The sequence below is a fragment of the Actinomadura logoneensis genome (assembly GCF_003428695.1).
Lineage (GTDB): Bacteria > Actinomycetota > Actinomycetes > Streptosporangiales > Streptosporangiaceae > Spirillospora > Spirillospora logoneensis.
In genome coordinates, this window is the sequence record NZ_QURH01000222.1 from 1 (window position 1) to 18,748 (window position 18,748).

Annotated in this window: 20 protein-coding genes; 11 read left to right on the forward strand and 9 right to left on the reverse strand. The window is 73.2% G+C overall.

Annotated features, from left to right (window positions below; translation table 11 throughout):
* Positions 1 to 81 precede the first annotated feature (81 nt).
* Entirely contained in the window at positions 82 to 966 is an 885-nt protein-coding gene (locus DZF91_RS12560) for a sugar phosphate isomerase/epimerase family protein (protein ID WP_117357653.1), read from the reverse strand.
* A 159-nt stretch (positions 967 to 1,125) separates the two neighbouring features.
* On the opposite strand from DZF91_RS12560, the gene DZF91_RS12565 reads away from it, so the two are divergent.
* Both DZF91_RS12565 and DZF91_RS12570 read left to right on the forward strand, forming a co-directional pair.
* Complete coding sequence (locus DZF91_RS12565; RefSeq protein WP_235834239.1) at positions 1,126 to 1,830, forward strand: class I SAM-dependent methyltransferase; 705 nt, start codon at positions 1,126 to 1,128, stop codon at positions 1,828 to 1,830.
* A gap of 76 nt (positions 1,831 to 1,906) precedes the next feature.
* Entirely contained in the window at positions 1,907 to 2,965 is a 1,059-nt protein-coding gene (locus DZF91_RS12570) for an alpha/beta fold hydrolase (RefSeq protein WP_117357655.1), read from the forward strand.
* 68 nt (positions 2,966 to 3,033) lie between these two features.
* On the opposite strand, the gene DZF91_RS12575 is transcribed toward DZF91_RS12570, so the two are convergent.
* A complete protein-coding gene (locus DZF91_RS12575; protein ID WP_117357656.1) occupies positions 3,034 to 3,903 on the reverse strand; it encodes an SGNH/GDSL hydrolase family protein in 870 nt (289 codons plus the stop codon).
* A gap of 337 nt (positions 3,904 to 4,240) precedes the next feature.
* On the opposite strand from DZF91_RS12575, the gene radA reads away from it, so the two are divergent.
* Together radA and disA are read left to right on the forward strand one after the other, a co-directional pair.
* Positions 4,241 to 5,767, forward strand: a complete 1,527-nt coding sequence (gene radA, locus DZF91_RS12580; RefSeq protein WP_117357657.1) for a DNA repair protein RadA — start codon at positions 4,241 to 4,243, stop codon at positions 5,765 to 5,767.
* A gap of 112 nt (positions 5,768 to 5,879) precedes the next feature.
* Positions 5,880 to 6,962: a DNA integrity scanning diadenylate cyclase DisA gene (gene disA, locus DZF91_RS12585; protein ID WP_199486594.1), complete on the forward strand. Its 1,083-nt coding sequence runs from the start codon at positions 5,880 to 5,882 to the stop codon at positions 6,960 to 6,962.
* Between the two features lie 255 nt (positions 6,963 to 7,217).
* Here the strand turns inward: disA and DZF91_RS12590 are convergent, their stop codons facing one another.
* The gene (locus DZF91_RS12590) at positions 7,218 to 7,922 is read right to left on the reverse strand and encodes a B3/B4 domain-containing protein (RefSeq protein ID WP_117357658.1); all 705 of its coding nucleotides are present in this window, start codon (positions 7,920 to 7,922) and stop codon (positions 7,218 to 7,220) included.
* Positions 7,923 to 8,100: 178 nt separating this feature from the next.
* Positions 8,101 to 8,787 carry a hypothetical protein gene (locus DZF91_RS12595; protein ID WP_117357659.1) on the reverse strand — a complete coding sequence of 229 codons (687 nt, stop codon included), beginning with the start codon at positions 8,785 to 8,787 and terminating at the stop codon, positions 8,101 to 8,103.
* Positions 8,788 to 8,853: 66 nt separating this feature from the next.
* Here DZF91_RS12595 and DZF91_RS12600 point away from each other — a divergent pair, with 66 nt between their 5' ends.
* The gene (locus DZF91_RS12600) at positions 8,854 to 9,723 is read left to right on the forward strand and encodes an HhH-GPD family protein (protein ID WP_117357669.1); all 870 of its coding nucleotides are present in this window, start codon (positions 8,854 to 8,856) and stop codon (positions 9,721 to 9,723) included.
* Positions 9,724 to 9,832: 109 nt separating this feature from the next.
* Positions 9,833 to 10,714 carry a DNA-3-methyladenine glycosylase 2 gene (locus tag DZF91_RS12605; RefSeq protein WP_117357660.1) on the forward strand — a complete coding sequence of 294 codons (882 nt, stop codon included), beginning with the start codon at positions 9,833 to 9,835 and terminating at the stop codon, positions 10,712 to 10,714.
* Between the two features lie 102 nt (positions 10,715 to 10,816).
* Here the strand turns inward: DZF91_RS12605 and DZF91_RS12610 are convergent, their stop codons facing one another.
* Positions 10,817 to 11,485: a TetR/AcrR family transcriptional regulator gene (locus DZF91_RS12610; protein ID WP_117357661.1), complete on the reverse strand. Its 669-nt coding sequence runs from the start codon at positions 11,483 to 11,485 to the stop codon at positions 10,817 to 10,819.
* A 100-nt stretch (positions 11,486 to 11,585) separates the two neighbouring features.
* On the opposite strand from DZF91_RS12610, the gene DZF91_RS12615 reads away from it, so the two are divergent.
* From DZF91_RS12615 to DZF91_RS12630, 4 genes are all read left to right on the forward strand, one after another.
* Positions 11,586 to 11,987 (forward strand): nuclear transport factor 2 family protein, encoded by a 402-nt coding sequence (locus tag DZF91_RS12615; protein WP_158587926.1) that lies wholly within the window; start codon positions 11,586 to 11,588, stop codon positions 11,985 to 11,987.
* Between the two features lie 66 nt (positions 11,988 to 12,053).
* Positions 12,054 to 12,728, forward strand: coding sequence for a DsbA family oxidoreductase (locus tag DZF91_RS12620; protein ID WP_235834241.1), 675 nt, complete (start codon positions 12,054 to 12,056; stop codon positions 12,726 to 12,728).
* A gap of 147 nt (positions 12,729 to 12,875) precedes the next feature.
* Positions 12,876 to 13,400: a VOC family protein gene (locus DZF91_RS12625; protein WP_117357662.1), complete on the forward strand. Its 525-nt coding sequence runs from the start codon at positions 12,876 to 12,878 to the stop codon at positions 13,398 to 13,400.
* 374 nt (positions 13,401 to 13,774) lie between these two features.
* Positions 13,775 to 14,611: a trypsin-like serine peptidase gene (locus DZF91_RS12630; protein ID WP_158587927.1), complete on the forward strand. Its 837-nt coding sequence runs from the start codon at positions 13,775 to 13,777 to the stop codon at positions 14,609 to 14,611.
* On the opposite strand, the gene DZF91_RS12635 is transcribed toward DZF91_RS12630, so the two are convergent.
* Entirely contained in the window at positions 14,569 to 15,954 is a 1,386-nt protein-coding gene (locus tag DZF91_RS12635) for an MFS transporter (protein WP_117357664.1), read from the reverse strand. The genes DZF91_RS12630 and DZF91_RS12635 overlap by 43 nt on opposite strands.
* A 220-nt stretch (positions 15,955 to 16,174) precedes the next feature.
* On the opposite strand from DZF91_RS12635, the gene DZF91_RS12640 reads away from it, so the two are divergent.
* Complete coding sequence (locus DZF91_RS12640; RefSeq protein ID WP_117357665.1) at positions 16,175 to 16,525, forward strand: VOC family protein; 351 nt, start codon at positions 16,175 to 16,177, stop codon at positions 16,523 to 16,525.
* A 72-nt stretch (positions 16,526 to 16,597) separates the two neighbouring features.
* Here the strand turns inward: DZF91_RS12640 and DZF91_RS12645 are convergent, their stop codons facing one another.
* The 3 genes from DZF91_RS12645 to DZF91_RS12655 all read right to left on the reverse strand — a co-directional run.
* Positions 16,598 to 17,380: a hypothetical protein gene (locus tag DZF91_RS12645; protein ID WP_117357666.1), complete on the reverse strand. Its 783-nt coding sequence runs from the start codon at positions 17,378 to 17,380 to the stop codon at positions 16,598 to 16,600.
* 138 nt (positions 17,381 to 17,518) lie between these two features.
* Positions 17,519 to 18,361: a MarR family transcriptional regulator gene (locus tag DZF91_RS12650; RefSeq protein WP_147341122.1), complete on the reverse strand. Its 843-nt coding sequence runs from the start codon at positions 18,359 to 18,361 to the stop codon at positions 17,519 to 17,521.
* A 171-nt stretch (positions 18,362 to 18,532) separates the two neighbouring features.
* The coding region (locus tag DZF91_RS12655; RefSeq protein ID WP_147341123.1) for a hypothetical protein at positions 18,533 to 18,748 on the reverse strand (216 nt) is incomplete at its 5' end.

Sequence of the window (18,748 nt, forward strand, 5' to 3'; positions counted from 1 at the left end):
CGCTCCCCGTCCCGCCCTCGGCCCCCGAGCCGTCCGCCGGGCCTTGCGCGCGCGCGTCCGCCGAGCCGGTCGCGGGGCCGGTCACCGGCTCGTCCGGCGGGAGACCTCGCCGCTGGAGGTGACCTCCCAGGCGCCCCGGGCGGCGGCGAGGTGCAGGCGGGCGAAGGCGAGCGCCTCGGCCAGGTCCTCCATGCGCTCGGCGCGGCTGGACGCGCGGCGCGTGTTGACCTCCAGGACGATCTGCCCGCCGAAGCCGTCCTCGGCCAGCTTCTCCAGCACCGGCCCGCACGGCTGGTTGCCGCGCCCGGGCACCAGGTGCTCGTCCTTGTTGGTGACGCCGAGGCCGTCCGCCAGGTGGACGTGCCGGAGCCGGTCGCCGAGCCGGGTCGCCATGTCCAGGGCGTCCGACTTCGACACGGCGGTGTGCGACAGGTCCAGGGTGACGTGCGGATACGGCTGGTCGACGGGGTTCCAGTCGGGGGCGTACAGGCCGGCCTCCGCGCCCCGCGCCTTGAGCGGGAACATGTTCTCGACCGCGAACCGGACGTCCGTCTCGTCCTGCATGCGGGTGATGCCGTCGATGAAGTCGCGCGCGTACTCGCGCTGCCAGCGGAACGGCGGGTGCACGACCACGACGTCCGCGCCGAGCTCCTCGGCGACCTCCTTGGAGCGGACGAGCTTGCCCCAGGGCTCGCGGCCCCAGACCCGCTGGGTGAGCAGCAGGCAGGGCGCGTGGATCGACCTGATCGGCACCTGGTGGTAGTCCGACAGGCGGCGCAGGACGTTGAGGTCCTGCGAGGAGGCGTCGGTCGAGACCATGACCTCCACGCCGTCGTACCCGAGCAGCGCGGCGATCTCGAAGGCGCTCGGCACCTTCTCCGGATACACCGACGCGGTGGACAGCGTGATCGGCGCGTCCGGGACGCGGATCGCCGGAGCTGCGGTGCCGTTGTGCTGCGGGGTCAAGGCTCCCTCGCCGTCTCGGTTCGCCCGGTCCCGGACGGCGGGGCGACGGACGCCGCCGGGTGCGTTCGCCGCAAGCCTATGCGCCCGGACCCCGCCCTCAACCCCCCGGCGCCGGGCGAGGCGCGTTTCCCGACATCAGCGCTGACTACCCTCTGCACTGTGGTCGAGATCGCACCGGGCGCCGTGCCCAGTCCCAACATCTGGAACTCCCCCTCGGTCTACGAGGTGGAGAACCGCGCCGTCGACCCGGACGGCGCGATCGAGGCGGCGATGCGCCGGATCGCCCCCTGGGCGGGCCGCACCGTCCTGGATCTGGGCTGCGGCACCGGCTTCCACCTGCCGCGCTTCGCCGCCGAGGCGGCCCGAGTGGTCGGCGTGGAGCCGCACGCGGGCCTCGCCGCCGCCGCGCGCCGCCGCGTCCGCGACCTGCCGAACGTCACGGTCCGTGTGGGCGCCGCCCAGGCGTTGCCGCTTCCGGACGCCTCGATCGACGTCGTGCACGTCCGGTGGGCGTACTTCTTCGGCCCCGGCTGCGAACCGGGCCTCGCCGAGCTGGACCGGGTCGTCCGGCGCGGCGGGACGATCTTCATCGTGGACAACGACGCCACCCGCTCGACGTTCGGCGGCTGGTTCCGGCGCGGGCTGCCGTCCTACGACCCGGCCTCGGTCGAGCGGTTCTGGACGCGCCGGGGGTTCCAGCGCGAGCCGCTGATGATCCGCTGGGAGTTCGAGAACCGCGCCGACCTGTCGGCCGTCCTGCGGATCGAGTTCCCCGAACGGCTCGCCGCCGAGTTCGAGCGCGAGCACCCGGGCCTCACCGTGGACTACGCGGTCAACCTGTGGTGGCGCACGACCGACTGGTAGGTCACATACCCTTCCGTCTACTGGACGGCGTGTACAACAATTGGTCCGCCCACCGCCCCGCGATCCAGGGAGACCGATGCGCAGCGCCATCCGCACCACCCTCACCGCGACCGCCGTCGGCGCGGGCTCCGCCCTCATGCTCGGCGGCGGGATCGCCGCCCAGCGGCGCGCCCTGCGCCGCCTCCGCGACCGTCCCGACCCCTACGCGGGCGAGCCGTTCGGCTCCCTGCGCGGCCGTCCCACCCCGGTCCGCGCGTCCGACGGCACCCGCCTGTACGCCGAGGTGGACGGCGCCGACCGCACCGACCTCGCGATCGTCTTCTCGCACGGCTGGACCCTCTCCCAGGACTCCTGGCACTTCCAGCGCCGCGCCCTGCGCGACCAGGGCCGTCTGGTGTTCTGGGACCAGCGCGGCCACGGCCGCTCCGACGGCGGCGCCCGCGACGACTACGGCCTGCCCCGCCTCGCCCACGACCTCGCCGACGTGATCGAGCAGACCGTCCCGGAGGGAACCCCGGTCGTCCTGGTCGGACACTCCATGGGCGGCATGACCGTCCAGCGCTTCGCCGACGAGTACCCGCACCTGCTCGGCGACCGCGTGGTCGCCGCCGCCCTCTGCAACACCTCGTCCGGCGGCCTGGGCGAGGTGTCCCTGGGCCTGCCCGCCCTGGTGGCCCGCCTGACCCGGCGCACCCTCCCCCGCACCCTGCGGCTCGTCGGCGCCGGCTCCTCGGTCATCGAGAAGGTCCGCCACCTGGGCCGCGACGGCGTCCTGCTCTTCGAGGACCGCGTCGCCTTCGGCCCCGGCGCCAGCCCCACCGCCGTCGCCTTCGCCGAGCAGATGGCCGCCGACACCCGGATGGACGCCGTCCTCGACTTCCTGCACTCGATGATCACGCACGAGGTCATCTCCGACTGCGCCCACCTCGGCAAGGTCGAGACCCTCCTGCTCGGCGCCGAGCACGACCAGCTCACCCCGGTCGGCCACACCCTCCACCTGGCGTCCCGCATCCCCTCCGCCCGCCTGGAGGTCCTCCCCGCCGTCGGCCACATGGCCATGCTCGAGAACCCCGACGCCGTCTCCGCCCACCTCACCGACCTCATCACCCGAACCCGCAACAACCTCGCCCTCTGACCTCGGGCTCCGGCCCCGCTCGGCCGCGGTCGTCGGCCGTGGTCGTCGGCGGGGGCGGGTCGGGGCCGTCAGCGGTCGGCGGTGGTGGTGGTGAGGGTTGAGCGGATGCGGGCGGCGACCTGGCGCATGCCGAGTTCGTTCGGGTGGGCCGGGGCGGCCTTGTGGGACGGGAGCATGCCCTCCACCCAGCGGGCGGCGGGCGGGGCGCAGACGTCGTGGCCCGTCGTGCCCGCGTAGGTGTCGACGAAGGTCGCGCCGTTGGCCGCCGCCGTCTTCCTGAGCATGGTGTTGAGCTCGCGCTCGGTGGAGTTCAGGAAGGGGACGTCGCCCGCGGCGAAGGGGACCAGGGGCCAGCAGCCCGCCGCGTCCGGGAGGAGGCGCATGTAGCCGACCAGCAGGACGCGGGCGTGCGGCGCGCGGGCGTGGACGCCGCGGAGGACCTTCGCGACCTTCGGCGCGGTCTTCCTGATCCGGGCGTCGATGCCGGAGCGGTAGTGGCGGGCGCAGGGGGCGCCCATCGGGGACCTCAGGCTCTCGGTCGCGCAGGTGAGGACGACCTGGGTGAAGCCGATGTCGTTGCCGCCGACGCCCAGCGTCACCAGGTCGGTGTCGCGGGTGACCGCGTCGAGCTGGGCGGGGTTGACGCCGGTGGCGGTCAGCTGCGGATGGGTCATGTCGCTGGTGTCGGCACCGGTGCAGCTCACGTCGGTGAGGCGGGCGTGCAGGGACGCGGCGAGCAGCGACGGGTAGTTGTGGTCCGAGCGCAGGCAGCCCGCCAGCCCGTGCTGCCTCGGGATCAGCGGGCCGGACGTGAAGGAGTCGCCGAGGGCGGCGTACCGCGGCCCCTCGCGTTCGGCGGACGCGGGGGTCACTGGCAGCAGCGCGGCCGGCGCGGAGGCGGTCATCGTCAGCGCGAGGGTGGTCGCGAGTCTGCGCATGTCCCGGTCCTTTCGCGTGGGAGCCGTGAGTCGGCATGCCGTCCGGGCCGGGCTCCGGACGTCACGCTAAAGGCCAAGGACGGGATGGTCATCGGTCCGACACGGCAGGTGACCAAAGTCTGGCCATGCCGAGAAGCGGACGCGGTGTCGTCGGAAGCGGACGCGGTGTCTGCCGAGAAGCGGACACGGTGTCTGCCGGGACGCGGAGGCGGTGTCTGCCGGGACGCGGAGGCGGTGTCTGCCGGGACGCGGAGGCGGTGTCTGCCGGGACGCGGAGGCGGTGTCTGCCGGGACGCGGAGGCGGTGTCTGTCGGTGGCGGGCCGTAACCTTCGGCGCATGGCGAAGGCGAAGACGGCGCGGGCGACGTACCACTGCTCCGAGTGCGGGTGGCAGACGTCCAAGTGGGTCGGGCGGTGCGGCGAGTGCCAGGCGTGGGGCACGATCGTCGAGACCGCGTCCGCCACGCCCGCGCGCGTCGTCTCGGCCGGTCCCGTGTCGGCCCCGGCGCGTCCGATCGGGCAGGTGGACGTGCGGTCCGCGCGCACCCGGCCCACCGGCCTGGACGAGCTCGACCGCGTCCTCGGCGGCGGCATCGTGCCCGGCGCGGTGCTGCTGCTCGCGGGCGAGCCGGGCATCGGCAAGTCCACGCTGCTGCTGGAGGTCGCGGCCCTCGCGTCCGCTCCGGCGCTCGCGTCGGTGCCGCCGCAGGCCCGCACCGGCAAGGGGTCCGCGCAGGATCCGCTGGCCGCCGTCCGCAACGGGGCGGGGAGCCCGGCGGAGGGCGGCGGGGAGGGCGCGGAGCGCAGGCCCGTGCTCTACGTGACCGGGGAGGAGTCGGCCGAGCAGGTGCGGCTGCGCGCCGACCGGGTCGGGGCAATCACCGACGACCTGTACCTGGCCGCCGAGACCGAGCTGTCGGCGATCCTCGGGCACATCGACACGGTCGACCCGGTGCTGCTGGTCGTCGACTCGATCCAGACGATCGGGACGTCCGAGGCGGACGGCGCGCCCGGCGGCGTCACCCAGGTCCGGGAGGTCGCGGCCAACCTCATCCGGGTCGCCAAGGAGCGCGGCATGACGGTCGTGCTGGTCGGGCACGTCACCAAGGAGGGCGCGATCGCCGGGCCCCGGCTGCTCGAGCACCTGGTCGACGTCGTCCTGTACTTCGAGGGCGACCGGCACAGCCGGCTGCGCATGATCCGCGCCGTCAAGAACCGGTACGGGCCGACCGACGAGCTGGGCTGCTTCGACCTGTCGGAGGTCGGGCTCGTCGGCCTGCCCGACCCGTCCGGGCTGTTCCTCACCCGCCGCGAGGAGCCGGTCCCCGGCACCTGCGTCACGGTCACGCTGGAGGGGCGGCGACCGCTGGTCGCGGAGGTGCAGGCGCTCGTCGCCAAGTCGCACCTGCCGTCCCCGCGCCGCGCCCACTCCGGGCTCGACGCCTCGCGCGTCGCGATGGTGCTGGCCGTGCTCGCCCAGCGCTGCAAGATCTCCATGCACGAGCAGGACGTGTACGTCTCGACGGTCGGCGGCGTCCGGCTGAGCGAGACCTCCGTCGACCTGGCGATGGCCCTCGCCGTGGCCGGGTCGACCGTCGAGCAGCCGCTGTCGTCCACCCTCGTCGCGCTCGGCGAGGTCGGACTCGCGGGCGAGGTGCGGGTGGTGCCCGGCGTCCAGCGGCGGCTGGCCGAGGCGGCGCGGCTCGGCTTCAGGCACGCGGTGGTGCCGCGCGGGTCGCTGGAGCTCGGCGACGGCTCCCCGCTCAGGCGCGCCGATCCGCAGCTCAGCGATTTCGAGGGTATGAAGGTGATGGAGGTGGACAGCCTGACCCAGGCGCTCCAGGTGTCCTTCACGGCCCCCTGACAGGTCCGCCTCACCGACCAGAGCCGTACGCGTCACGCTTGCGACCAGGGGAGGAGCCGTCCACCCGGCCCTCTCGGTAAACTGACGCCGGTAAGCGACCTCCGGGGGCCAGGTGCCAGCAATCGACAAGGGTCATGACGAACGACGCCGCGCCACGCTCGCCGCGGTGGCCCCGGGCACCCAGATCCGGGACGGTCTGGAGCGCATCCTGCGCGGCCACACCGGCGGACTGATCGTGCTCGGCTACGACGCGCAGGTCAGCGAGATCTGCACCGGCGGCTTCGAGCTGGACGTGGAGTTCTCCGCGACCCGGCTGCGCGAGCTCGCCAAGATGGACGGCGCCATCGTGATCGACGACGCGCGCGGCCGGATCGTCCGCGCCGCCGTCCACCTGGTGCCCGACTCCACCATCCCGACCGAGGAGTCCGGCACCCGGCACCGCACGGCCGAGCGGGTCGCGCGGCAGACCGGCCAGCCGGTGATCTCGGTGAGCCAGTCGATGAACATCATCGCGCTCTACCTGGACGGCGTCCGCTACGTCCTGGAGGACTCGGCCGCCATCCTGTCCAAGGCCAACCAGGCGCTCGCCACGCTCGAACGCTACAAGCTGCGGCTGGACGAGGTGTCCGGCACGCTGTCCGCGCTCGAGATCGAGGACCTGGTCACCGTCCGGGACGTCTCGGCGGTGGTGCAGCGGCTGGAGATGGTCCGCCGGATCGCCGACGAGATCGAGGGCTACGTCGTCGAGCTCGGCACCGACGGGCGCCTGCTGTCGCTCCAGCTGGACGAGCTGGTCTCCGGCGTGGACGTCGACCGCGAGCTGATCGTCCGCGACTACCCGTCCGCCGCGGCCCGCGCGGTCGGCGTGGACACGGTGCTGGCGAACCTCGACGTGCTGTCGGCGAACGAGCTGCTCGACCTCACCACGGTCGCCGAGGTGATGGGCTTCGCCGGGCCGGACGCGCTCGACCTGCCCGTCTCCCCCAAGGGCTTCCGGCTGCTCGCGAAGGTCCCGCGGCTGCCGAGCCTGGTCGTGGAACGGCTGGTCGAGCACTTCGGCGGCCTGCAGAAGCTGCTCGCCGCGTCCATCGACGACCTCCAGGGCGTCGGCGGCGTGGGCGAGTCGCGGGCCCGCAGCGTCCGCGAGGGCCTGTCCCGGCTCGCGGAGTCCTCCATCCTCGAACGCTACGTCTGATCCCGGGCCTGAGCCTCCCTCAGGCCCGGCCACGACTTGGCACCACGTGCGCCGCAGCCCTGGCACCCGCGCGCCACAGAACCGAGCGCCGCGCGCCATGAAACCGACGCCCGTTTACGAAAGCCCATGCCGCGCGTCGGGGCCGGGATGGAACCCCTCCCAGAAGCTCCACCCCGGCATCTCCGCCGCCCGGCGCGGTCCGTCCGATGGCGGCTTTGGATCAGCCGAGCCGTGGACGGAGGTGGCGGCCGGGCGTCAGAGGTCGAAGTCCAGGCGCGGGGCCGACGCGGTGACGCGTGCGGTGGCCGGGGTGACCGACCACAGCGCGGCGACCTCGTCCGCGAGCGCCGAGACCAGCTTCGGAACGTCCGAACCCGCCGTCTCGTGCATGCCCTCGGCGACGATGAGCACCGAGCGCGTCTCCGGACGCACGGCGGACCGTCCGCTCTGCCGGTTCGTCCAGCGGCGGGCGTGCGCGCGCCGCGCCTCGTCCACGTAGACGATCTCTCCGGGCGCGGGATGCTCGGTCCCGCCGCCGAAGGTCTCGTACTCCTCGTCGCCCGCCGCGGGCCCGACGGTGAGGCCGCCGGTCACGGCCGCGAGGTCGAGCGCGGCCACCGGGATCGCGAACGCCGCCGAGACCGCGTTGCAGAGGTCCACCAGCGGATGGATCGAGGGCAGCGCCCCTTCCTTCCGGACGCGCCGCAGCAGCGCCTCGGAGGCGCAGCGGTACTGCGTCGGCTTGAGGCCCATCGCGGTGAACGTCCGCCGCCAGGCCCTGATCTCGGGCAGCTCGGCCTCCTGCCCCGCGTCCGCGAGGCGGGCGAGGGCGGCGGCGGTGTGGTCGGCGACGCGGGCACTCGCGTCGGCGTCGGGCGTGATGCCGTCCGTGACGACGACGGCCCCCGCGACGAGGTCCGGGTGGAGGGCCCAGAGCTGCGGCGAATGCTGGAAGTACATGTTCCCCCTAGCTGGCGTGGTGCTCGGGAACAACCCTCCCGCCGCGGCGGTCCTCTCGACAGGGCCAACCCCGTCCCGGTCCGGAGGACCAATCCACACGGACGCCGCCCCTCCCGGAGCGGAGCCCGGTGGGCGCGCGGTGCGTTCCGTCGCGGAGCGTCGACCGCGAAACGGCAGGTCAGCGGAGGTGGAAGACCTGTTTCTGGGGCTTGACGCCGGCGGCCTTCAGGACGGCGACGTACGTGCCGGGCAGCGCCTTGTCACGTTGGCCGGTGCAGTCGGAGCCGGAGCGGCGGCGGTCCCACGTCACCGTGGTGACGTACGGGATGCCGCGCCGCAGCGTCTGGACGGACGAGCCGGACCCGCCGTCGCACGCCGACGCCGCCCACACCCGGTCGGGGCCCGAGGTGATGCGGACGTCCAGCCGGCCCGTCCCGACGTCGTAGCCGCAGGGCCGCTTGCCGGTGTTGACCACGGTGAGCCGGAAGGCCGGTCGCGCTCCGCGCGGGAAGGTGTCGCCGTTGGCGGCCATGTTCACCACCACGTCGCGGGGATCGCAGGCGTCACCGTCCTTGCGGGAGGGCTTCGGCCGGGGGGTGGCCTTGGCGGTCTTGGTGACGGTGACCGTGGGCGTCGGGGCGGGCACGGTGGAGGTGGCGGCCAGGGAGGGCACGGCCGCGCCGGCGCCGGCCATGCTCTGCACCGGGGGTCTCCTGCCGTCGTCCCCGCCGTCCCCGAACACGCCGCAGGCCCACGCGGTCAGGCCGACCACGCCCAGCACGCCGGCGAGCGCGATCGCCCGCCGCCGCCAGTACTGGTCGAGACCCCACTCTTCCTCTGGATCACGTTCGGTATCCGCGTCCATGCGGACAGTATGCATATGGGGATCGTCCGGGACGTGGCGACCCGCCGTGCCACAATGCACCTCGTCATGCCGAAGTTCACCGACCCCATCCTCGCCTGGTACGACGCGAACGCCCGCGACCTGCCGTGGCGGGCCCCGGACGCGACCCCCTGGGGCGTCCTGGTCAGCGAGATCATGCTGCAGCAGACGCCGGTCGTCCGGGTGCTGCCCGTGTGGCGGACCTGGCTGGAGCGCTGGCCGACGCCCGCGCACCTCGCGGCCGAGCCGTCCGGGGAGGCGGTCCGGGCCTGGGGACGGCTCGGCTACCCGCGCCGGGCGCTGCGGCTGCACGCGGCGGCGCAGGCGATCGTCGAACGGCACGGCGGCGAGGTCCCGGACTCCCACCAGGCCCTGCTCGACCTGCCCGGAATCGGCTCCTACACGGCCGCCGCGGTCGCGAGCTTCGCCTACCGGCAGCGGCACGCGGTGCTGGACACCAACGTCCGGCGCGTCCTGGCGCGGATGGTCGACGGGGTCGAGTACCCGCCGAAGTCGCAGACCCGCGCGGAGGTCGTGACCGCGGAGTCCCTGCTGCCCCTGGACCCGCCGACCGCCGCCCGGTGGTCCGTCGCGGTCATGGAGCTGGGCGCGCTGGTCTGCACGGCCCGCTCGCCGCGCTGCGTGGACTGCCCCGTCCTGGACCGCTGCGAGTGGCAGGCGCGGGGCCGTCCGGCCTACGACGGGCCGCCGCGCCGGGGGCAGACGTACGCGGGCACCGACCGGCAGTGCCGGGGCCGGCTGCTCGCCGTCCTGCGCGACGCCCGCGAGCCGGTCGCCAAGCCCGCGCTGGACGTGGTCTGGTCGGACGTCGTCCAGCGCGAACGGGCTCTCGACGGCCTCATCGCCGACGGGCTCGTCGATCCGCTCGACGACGGCCGCTACGCCCTTCCCGGCTGACCTGCACCTTCCGCCTCCGAAGGACCGGCCTCCCTTGTCCGGCCGTAATGTCGGAGGGGCCGCTTAGGATGCGCGTAGATTATCTTCGCGTAGGCAAGGAGTGAGCGTCATGATCAGCTTCACGCTTCCCGCCGTCCGGCCGTTCGACTTCGCGCCCCAGCTGCGCTTCCTGTCCGGGTTCCGTCCGACGGCGGGCCGGCAGCGGCTCACGGACACCACGCTCACCAGGGCGCTCCGGGCGGGCGGTCGCACCTTCGCCGTCCGGCTGGCGGCTGACGACGGCGGCGACGGCCTGCGCTGCGACCTGTGGCACGACGGACCGCCTCCGTCCGACGGCGAGATCGAGGCGGTGCGGCAGCAGATCACATCCTGGCTCAGCCTGGAGGACGACCTCACCGGCTTCTACGAGATCGGGCGCCGCGACCCCGATTTCGCGCCCGTGATCGACCGCCTGCACGGCTACCACCAGGTGAAGTTCCCGACGCCGCTGGAGAACGCCGTCTGGGCGATCCTGGCGCAGCGCACGGCGCTGCCCGTCGCCGCGAAGGAGAAGCAGGCCCTCGCCGACGCGTTCGACAACGTGGTGACCGTGGACGGCGTCGCCTACCAGGCGTTCCCGGATGTCGAGCAGCTCGCGTCCCTCCCTCCCGGACGCATCGCCGAGCTCGTCGGCAACATGCGCAAGGGCCAGTACCTCAGCGGAACCGTCCGGGCCTGGCTCGACCTCGACGAGGAGCACCTGCGCACGGCGCCCTACGAGGAGGCCAAGGACGTCCTGCTGAACCTGCCCGGCATCGGCCCCTGGTCGGCCACCTTCATCCTGATCAGGGGCTTCGGCCGGACGGACGAGGTGCCGAGCGAGAAGCAGCTCGTCGCCGCCGCCTCCCGCGTCTACGGCCGTCCGCTCACCCCTGCCGACGTGCGGAGACTCGGCGAGCCGTACGGCCGCTGGGCGGGCTACTGGGCGCACTACCTGCGCGTCGCCGCCTGAGCGTCGCCGCCTGGGCGTCCGCACGGCCGAACCCGGACGTCGGCCGCGCCCCGCCCGTCGCGCGACCGGGCCGTTGGCGCACGTCAGCGGCCCGCGACACGCTCAGGACGGTTGAGAACGAAGACCGTCGAAGACGACGTCCAGAACGCGCGCACGCGTGGCGACGTCCAGTTTCCCGGCGGCCTGGGACGTCCCCGCCAAGAGGGCGAGCACCTCCCCCAGGCCCACATCGGCACGCACAACCCCCGCCTCCTGCGCGCGTGTGAGCAGGACGCCCAACGCGCCCCTCAACTCCTGCCGCACATCGGCGCGGCCGGCGGCGATGTCGATCCCGGCACCGGCCAGCTCGGCCGAGACGGCGTTCTTCGTCGCCGACTCCCCGACCACGAGCTGGAAGAAGTCGAAGAACGCGCCGCCCGGATCGGCGGCCCCGGTCCGCGCCTTCGCCTGCTCGGCGAACCCGGCCAGGATCTCGCCGAGGACGGCCTCCAGCAGCGACTCCTTGGTCGGGAAGTGCCGGAAGACCGTGCCGATGCCGACCCCGGCGCGCCTGGCGACCTCCTCCGTGGACGCCCCGGTCCCGAGCTCGGCGAACACGTCCCGCGCGGCGTCCAGCACCTTCGCCCGGTTGCGGGCGGCGTCGGCGCGCAGCGGCTTTGCGGACCGACTCGCGGCGGGCGGGGCCTTGGTGGGCTGGGTCCCGGCGGGCTGAGTCTCGGCGGGCTGAGTCTCGGCGGGCTGAGTCTCGGCGGGCGGGATGTCCGCGGCCATGCGGCCTCCTCGATTGACAAGTGGAGTGACGACTCCATATTCTGGAATCGGAGTGAGTACTCCGATCCTACGACGGGAGCGCACCGATGGGAGCCCGCTCATGACCCCGCGCGAAACGTTCCTCCGGCTCGTCCAGGGCATCTCCGCCGGGCGCTGGGACGAACTGGCCGATCTCTACGCGGAGGACGCCGTGGTCGAGCAGCCCTTCGCCGTCCCGCCCGCCCCGTCCCGCATCGAGGGCCGCACCACCGTGGCCGCGCACTTCGCGAGGGCCGGTGAAGGACCGCTCCGGTTCCGCGTCCGGGACGGCGCGGTCGTCCACGAGACCGCCGACCCGGAGGTGATCGTCACCGAGTTCACCTACGACGGCGAGGTGACGACGACGGGGGCGGTCTTCACGATGAGCAACGTCCAGGTGCTGCGCGTCCGCGACGGGCTGATCGTCTCCAGCCGCGACTACCACGACCACGCCGCGCTCGGCCGCGCCCTGGGGGCATCATGAGACAGCCCACCCGACCGGCGGAAATGCCACGCGAGGACGAGGCGTTGCCGCTGAGGTAAGTCTTCTATGACCCTGTGGGAGGGCCTCGCCGTGCGCGTCGACATCTGGACCGACATCGTCTGCCCGTGGTGCTACATCGGGCAGGCGCGCTTCGACGCGGCGCTGGCCGCCTTCGAGCACCGCGACCAGGTCGAGGTCGTCCAGCACTCCTACGAGCTCGCCCCGGACCTCTCCCCCGCCGAGACCGGTCCCGTGCTGGAGATGCTGATGGCCAAGTACGGCATGTCCCGCGAGCAGGCCGAGCAGGCCGAGGCCCGCGTCTCCGGCCTGGCCGCGGCCGAGGGCCTCCCCTACACGTCGGACCGTCAGAACGGGAACACCTTCGACGCGCACCGCCTGCTGCACCTCGCCGGCGAACACGGCCTGGGCGACGACCTGCGGCACGCGCTGTACCGCGCGAACTTCAGCGGCGAGCGCTCCGTCTTCGACGCGGACGCGCTGACCGGGATCGCCACCGAGGTCGGGCTCGACGCCTCCGAGGTCCGCTCGGTGCTCGCCGGTGACGCCTACGCGGACGCCGTCCGCAAGGACGAGCGCGACGCCGCCCGCATCGGCGTCCGCGGCGTCCCCTACTTCGTCCTGGAGGGCAAGTACGGCCTCAGCGGCGCCCAGGAGACCGCGACCTTCATCGACGCCCTGACGCAGATCTGGGAGAAGACCAACCCGCCCGCGAACCGGTAGCAGTCCGCGTACCCCCGCGCCGCAGAGACCGGCCGCGAACGGTTAGCGGCCTCGAGGCCCCGCACATCCGGTCGCGAGCGCGGACGAGAAGCCGCGGACGAGAAACCGCGGAGGTAGAGCGAGACGCACGGAGAGGAGAACCCGGCCGTGGACGAAGGGACGGGCAACGAGGGGACGGGCAACGACGGGAACGCGCCCGCACGTCCCGGCGACAGCGCGAGCCCCCATGACTGGCCCGCCCATCTGGAGGTCGGGGCGGTGCGGTTCGCACGGCCGACCGCTCGCTACGACGAGATCCTGGCGTTCTACCGCGACGACCTGGGGCTTCCCGTCCTGGCGGCGTGGCGGGGGCACGACGGCTATGACGGCATCGTCTTCGGACTGCCCGGGACGCCCGTCCAGATGGAGATCACCCAGCACGGCGACCCGCCGGTGATCCCCGAGCCGCACCCGGAGAACCAACTCGTCCTGTACCTGCGCGGTCCGCACGCACGGGACGCCGCCGTCGCGCACCTGACGGCCCGCGGCCACAGCCCCGTCGAACCCGCGAACCCGTACTGGAAGCGGCACGGCGCAGCGGTCTTCGCGGATCCCGACGGCTGGATGGTCGTCCTCGCCCCCTGGGTGTTCGGCGCCGAGCCCCCACCCGCGCGAAGCAGCGCCGGCCGTTAGAACACACCTCCTGACCAGGACCGCGCCGCGAATCCGCTTACGCGCCCGCGAGCCTTGCTTCCCCGTCCGTATGGAGAGCTGAGGGTGTGGTCTTCGACTGGCAGGGGAAATCCGAAGCGCCGCCGGTGAAGGAGTGCGGGCAGAGAGCCGGCTTGGTCGGCGGACTGTGAGGGCGTTCACCAGGGAAAACGCGGGCGGACAGGCATAGGTAGATCGTTTATGGGGAGTCCTTCAGGAAAGTGTCAGGGGTGTCCCAGGACCTCTCCAGAACCCGGTAGGCACAATCGTCGGGCGGGCACTGGCTGAGATGAACGGACGGACGATCCTTACAGGAGGGCCGGATGGGGTTGTTCAGGCGAACACGCGAGGACCGTGTGGCGCGTCGGAGCTACCCCGTTCTCACCGCCGCGGCGGTGCTCGCCGGCCTGGCGATCGTCTCGTGGCCGCCGTCGGCGGGCGGTGGGGCCGCCCAGGCTGCGCGTGAGGCGCGACCCGTCGGGGACACCGCGAGATCGGTCCGGCCGCCCGAGTCGTCCAGCAGGTCGTTCGACGGGCTGCCCGCGGTCGGGGCGCTGTTCGACCTCGACGACGACGGCAAGCTGACCGACCACACCTGCACCGGAAGCGTGGTGAAGAGCCCCAGCCGCAACCTCGTGCTCACCGCCGCGCACTGCATCGGCGGCGGCAGCCGGCGCGGGAACATCGGCATGGCGTTCGCGCCCGGCTACCACGACGGGCAGACGCCGTACGGCGTCTGGCGGGCCGTCGCGCTGTACGACCCGCCCGAGTGGGCGTCCGGCAGCGACCCGGACGCCGACATCGCTTTCCTGGAGGTGACCGACGCCGACGGCGGCGGCAAACGGGTGCAGGACGTGACGGGCGCGATGGCCCTGGAGGCGGACGGCCCGGTCAGCGGGCAGGCCCGCGTGGTCGGCTACCCGTCCGGCGACGAGCGTCCGGTGGCGTGCCGGAACCGGGTCGAGCCGTACAGCACGACCCAGCTCCGCTTCACCTGCGCCGGGTTCCCGAACGGCACCAGCGGCGGGCCGTTCCTGGCGGGCGACGACGAGAAGACCGTCGTCGGCGTGATCGGCGGACACGAGGGCGGCGGCAGCACCGACGACGTGTCCTACTCGGTGATCTTCGGTTCCAAGGTGAAGGACCTGTATCAGACGGCGAGCGCGTCCTCCGCCGCGCACTCCAAGTCCTGAGCCCGGGCGCGACCGGTCCGGCGCGTCACGAGGGGCACCACCCCTGCCGCCAGCAGCACCGGCAGCGCGGCGAACACGAAGCACAGCCACAGCGGCAGCACGTCGGTGAGCGCGCCGACGCCCGCCACGCCCAGGGAGGCGCCGGCGTTGAACGCGGTGTTCACCCAGGACGCGACGGCCGTCCGGCGCCGCGCCGGGGCGGCGCTCTCGGCGACGAGGTAGGCGGTGGTCAGCAGCGGCGCGATGAACAGGCCGACGACCGAGACGGCCGCGATCAGCACGGGGACGCCGGGGGCCAGTCCCGCGACCCCGAGCGCCAACGCCGTCGGGACGGCCAGCAGCGGCAGTCGCGCCCGCGGCGCCATCCGCCAGGTCACCGCGCCGTAGACGAGTCCGCCCACGACTCCCGCGACCGACATCGCCGCCTCGCCCCAGGCCGCGCCACCGGCTCCGGCGAAGGCCACGATCAGCAGCGCGAGCCCGGTCTCCGCCGCGCCGAGCGTCGCCATCATCAGCAACATCGGCCAGAGGCTCGCGAGCAGACCGCGCGCCCCGGTGCCGCCGGACGCGTCCCGCTTCTCGGAGGTGTCCACCCCGCCGACGTCGTGCGGCAGACCGGGCGTGTCTTCGACCGACGCGGCGCCCAAGCCGTCCCCGACCGAACCACCCGCCGCCACCCCACCGGACGCGACGACTTCCCCGCCAGCCCCTTGCGACGCGCCGCGTCCATCGTCAACGGGCTTCGGCTCGGCGGGACGGGTGATCGTGTTTCCGCGGGTGGTGAGGGTGAGCGTGCCGGTGATGACGAGGCCGGTGCTGATCAGCACGCCGACCTCCGGTGCGAACAGGACGGCGAACAGACCCGCGAGCAGCGGTCCCACGGTGAAGATGACCTGCTCGGCGACCGTGTCCAGGCTGTAGGCGCGCTGCAGCAGCTCCCGGTCGGGCACGAGTTCGGCCCACAGCGCGCGCATCACCGGGCCGAGCGGCGGTGTGCAGGCTCCCGCGGCGACCGCGACGGCACCCGTCGCGAGGCCGGACGAGAGGTGGGCCGCCGCCGCGAGTCCCGCCAGACCGAGCCCGTACAGGACGGCCATCGGACGGAGCGCGGCACGCGGTCCGAACCGGTCGACCAGCCCGGCGCGCCAGGGCGTGAGCAGGCAGCTCGCGCCGCCGAAGAGCGCGACCATCGCACCCGCGCGAGAGTACGAACCGCTCGCCTGGACGAGGGTCAGCGTGAGGGACAGCCCGACCGTCCCGTAGGAGAGGCGGCCCAGCAGGGCGGCGCCGAAGACCCGGGCGGCACGCGGGGTGCGCAGGACAGCGCCGTAGGAGGCGAACATGATGTTCCTTCTGCGAAGCGGCGCGTCAGCGCGCGCCGGAGTGTGCGAGGGCACCGTCCACCGCCGCGCTCACCCGGACACGGGTGCGGCGGTGAGGCGCTCTCTACGCACACAGGAGGAACATGCCGCCATCTTCACATCGCACCCAGTTTTGGGCAAGCAAATCCGTCACACTCACGCGCTCCCGCGTGTCAGCAGAGTGAGAGGGAAGGAGAACACCATGACAGGCGTCAAGACGATCATCTACTCGGTCTCCGACGTGCCGGCGGCGAAGGCGCGCCTCGACCTGCTGCTCGGCATCGAGCCGTACTCCGACGAGCCCTACTACGTGGGCTACAAGGTGGACGGCCAGGACATCGGCCTGACCCCGAAGCGGGGCGACTCCGAGGTCTCCGGCCCGGTCTGCTTCTTCGAGGTGGAAGACATCAAGAAGACCGTCCAGGACCTGACCGAGTCGGGCGCGACCATCGTCGAGGACGTCCGCGACGTCGGCAACGGCAGGCTGATCGCCACGCTGAGAGACCCCGACGGCAACCCGCTCGGCGTCCTCCAGGACCCGCCCGCGGCCTGAACGGACGCACGGCCGAGGCCGAGGCCCCGCACGGCTGTGCGGGGCCTCGGCCTGGTCAGCACCAGACGACCGTCAGCACCAGACGACCGGGTTCCCGGTCTCGGCGGCGGCCTCGCAGACCTTCCGCAGCGGCTCGACCGCGTAGTCGAAGAAGGACCCGTCCAACGGCCGCTCCACCACGCGCAGCCGACGCGGATACGCGCCGTCGCGCTCGGCGATGGTCGAGGTGAGGTCGAGCGTCGTCTCCGCGCCGTCCTCGGTCCGGAACCGGACACGGCCCGCCCGGACGCGCCGCTGGGTGCAGCGCAGGGCGCGGAACAGCTCACGCCCCGACTCGTCGACGACGAACAGCCCGCGGGCGTCCACACCGACGCGCCGCTTCGCCATGCCGTCCCAGACGAACACGCCCCCGTAGGCGCGGATGCTCGTCGCCAGGACGTCCCCGGTGTCCTCGTCCAGCAGGACGACCTCGGTGCCGACCGCGGCGCACTCCCGGAACGCCGCCAGCTCGGCCAGCGCCTCCCGGGCGCGCCCGGCCGGCAGGTCGCCGTCGTTGCTCTCGGGCAGGTACTCCCTCAGGACGGGAAAGCGGTCCCATCCGGCGGTCTCCATCGCCTCCCGCAGGTACCGGTACCCGCCCCAGTTGGAGATCCGCTCACGTGCGATCTCCATGTCCCCGTGCGGGCACGCGGCGGCGGCCTTCCACTTCCCGAAGACCTCGTCCAACGCGCCGTGGAACCCCTCGTCCAGGTAGGGCCCGTGATCGTCGGTCATGATCCGTTCGCGCGGGACGGGCGGCTCGGTCGTGCGGCCGTCCTGCCAGCAACGGCACAGCACAAAGGCGTCGAGTCCCATACCCGCAATGGTTCCGATTCAGGAAATGCCGGGTCAACGCATTAATTCCTCCCCACCGCTCCCTTCTCTCTCTCCTGCATCCCCGCGATGCCCCTGCCTGAGAAGCCTCCAGAGGGTCGTGGACGGCCGGGACGGTCTTCAGGGGAGGGTGATCCGGAGGAGGGGGCCGGAGCGGATCTCGCGCAGGAAGGGGTCGTCGTCCTCTCGCCATGCGGCACGGGAGCGGACGACGGCGTGGACCGGGAGGCCGAGGCGGGCGGCGCAGTCCTGCGCGGCGTCGAACGCGGCCTCGCGCGAGACGTCGCCGACGGCCAGGACCTCCACGTCACCGGTGGGCCCGGCGGCACCGGACGGCCAGGCGTCGGCGGACGGATAGTCACGGTCGGACGGACAGGCGTCACCGGACGGACAGGCGGCGCCGGACGGGTAGCCGGCGTTGGCCGAGCAGTCGGCGCCGGACGGGCAGGCGGCGCCGGACGGGCAAGCAGTGCCGGACGGATAGGCGGGGTCGGCGTAGTGGCCGGCCCAGACGCCGAACAGGTGCAGTTCGGCGAGGCCGGGCAGCGGCGCGAAGTGCTCGGCGACGACCGCGGACGGCCCGAAGGCGATCATCACCAGCCGGGCCAGTGGCGCGAACAGCGGCGAGGACGGGTCGCGGGTGACGACGCGCCCGCCCGGGGTGCGGCGCAGCCGAAGAATGCCCGCGCGGGCCAGCCGGTCCACCTCCCGGACGACCGTGCCGAGGTCGGTGCGCAGCATGACGGCGAGGTCGAGCATGGAGAGTTCGCGTTCGGGCCCGAGCAGCAGCCGGGCGAGCAGCTCGCCCTGCCGCCGGGACCGGAAGATCGGCAACTGCGGCGGCGCGGGCGAGCGCAGGTCGCGCATGAAGACCTGCGCGAGATGGGAGTCCACGGGCGGGCGCACCCGCCGCGCGGGCCGCCGTCGGAACTCCGCCGCCGAACCCAGCACATTCGATCGCATGTTCGAACACTAGAGGCCGGGTACGACAGAATCCGCCCCACGGGCGCCCCGCCGTCACAGGCGGAACAGCAAAAAAGGGAAAGGCCCGCACCTTTCGGTGCGGGCCTCTCATGCCTCGCGGTTCGCGATCACTTCCCGCTCGTCCCGCGAAGGACGGGCGGTGCGGGGACCTCAGTCCTTGTTGAAGTTGACCGCGCCCTCGATCGGCGGCGGGCTGTCCGGCACGCCGTTCGGCTTCGGGACACCCCTGAAGGTGAACTTGGCGGTCTCGCCGGTGCCCTCGGTCCCGACGATGACGATCTGCCCGGCGGTGAGTTCGCCGTACAGGATCTTCTCCGACAGGTTGTCCTCGATCTCGCGCTGGATGGTGCGGCGCAGCGGCCGGGC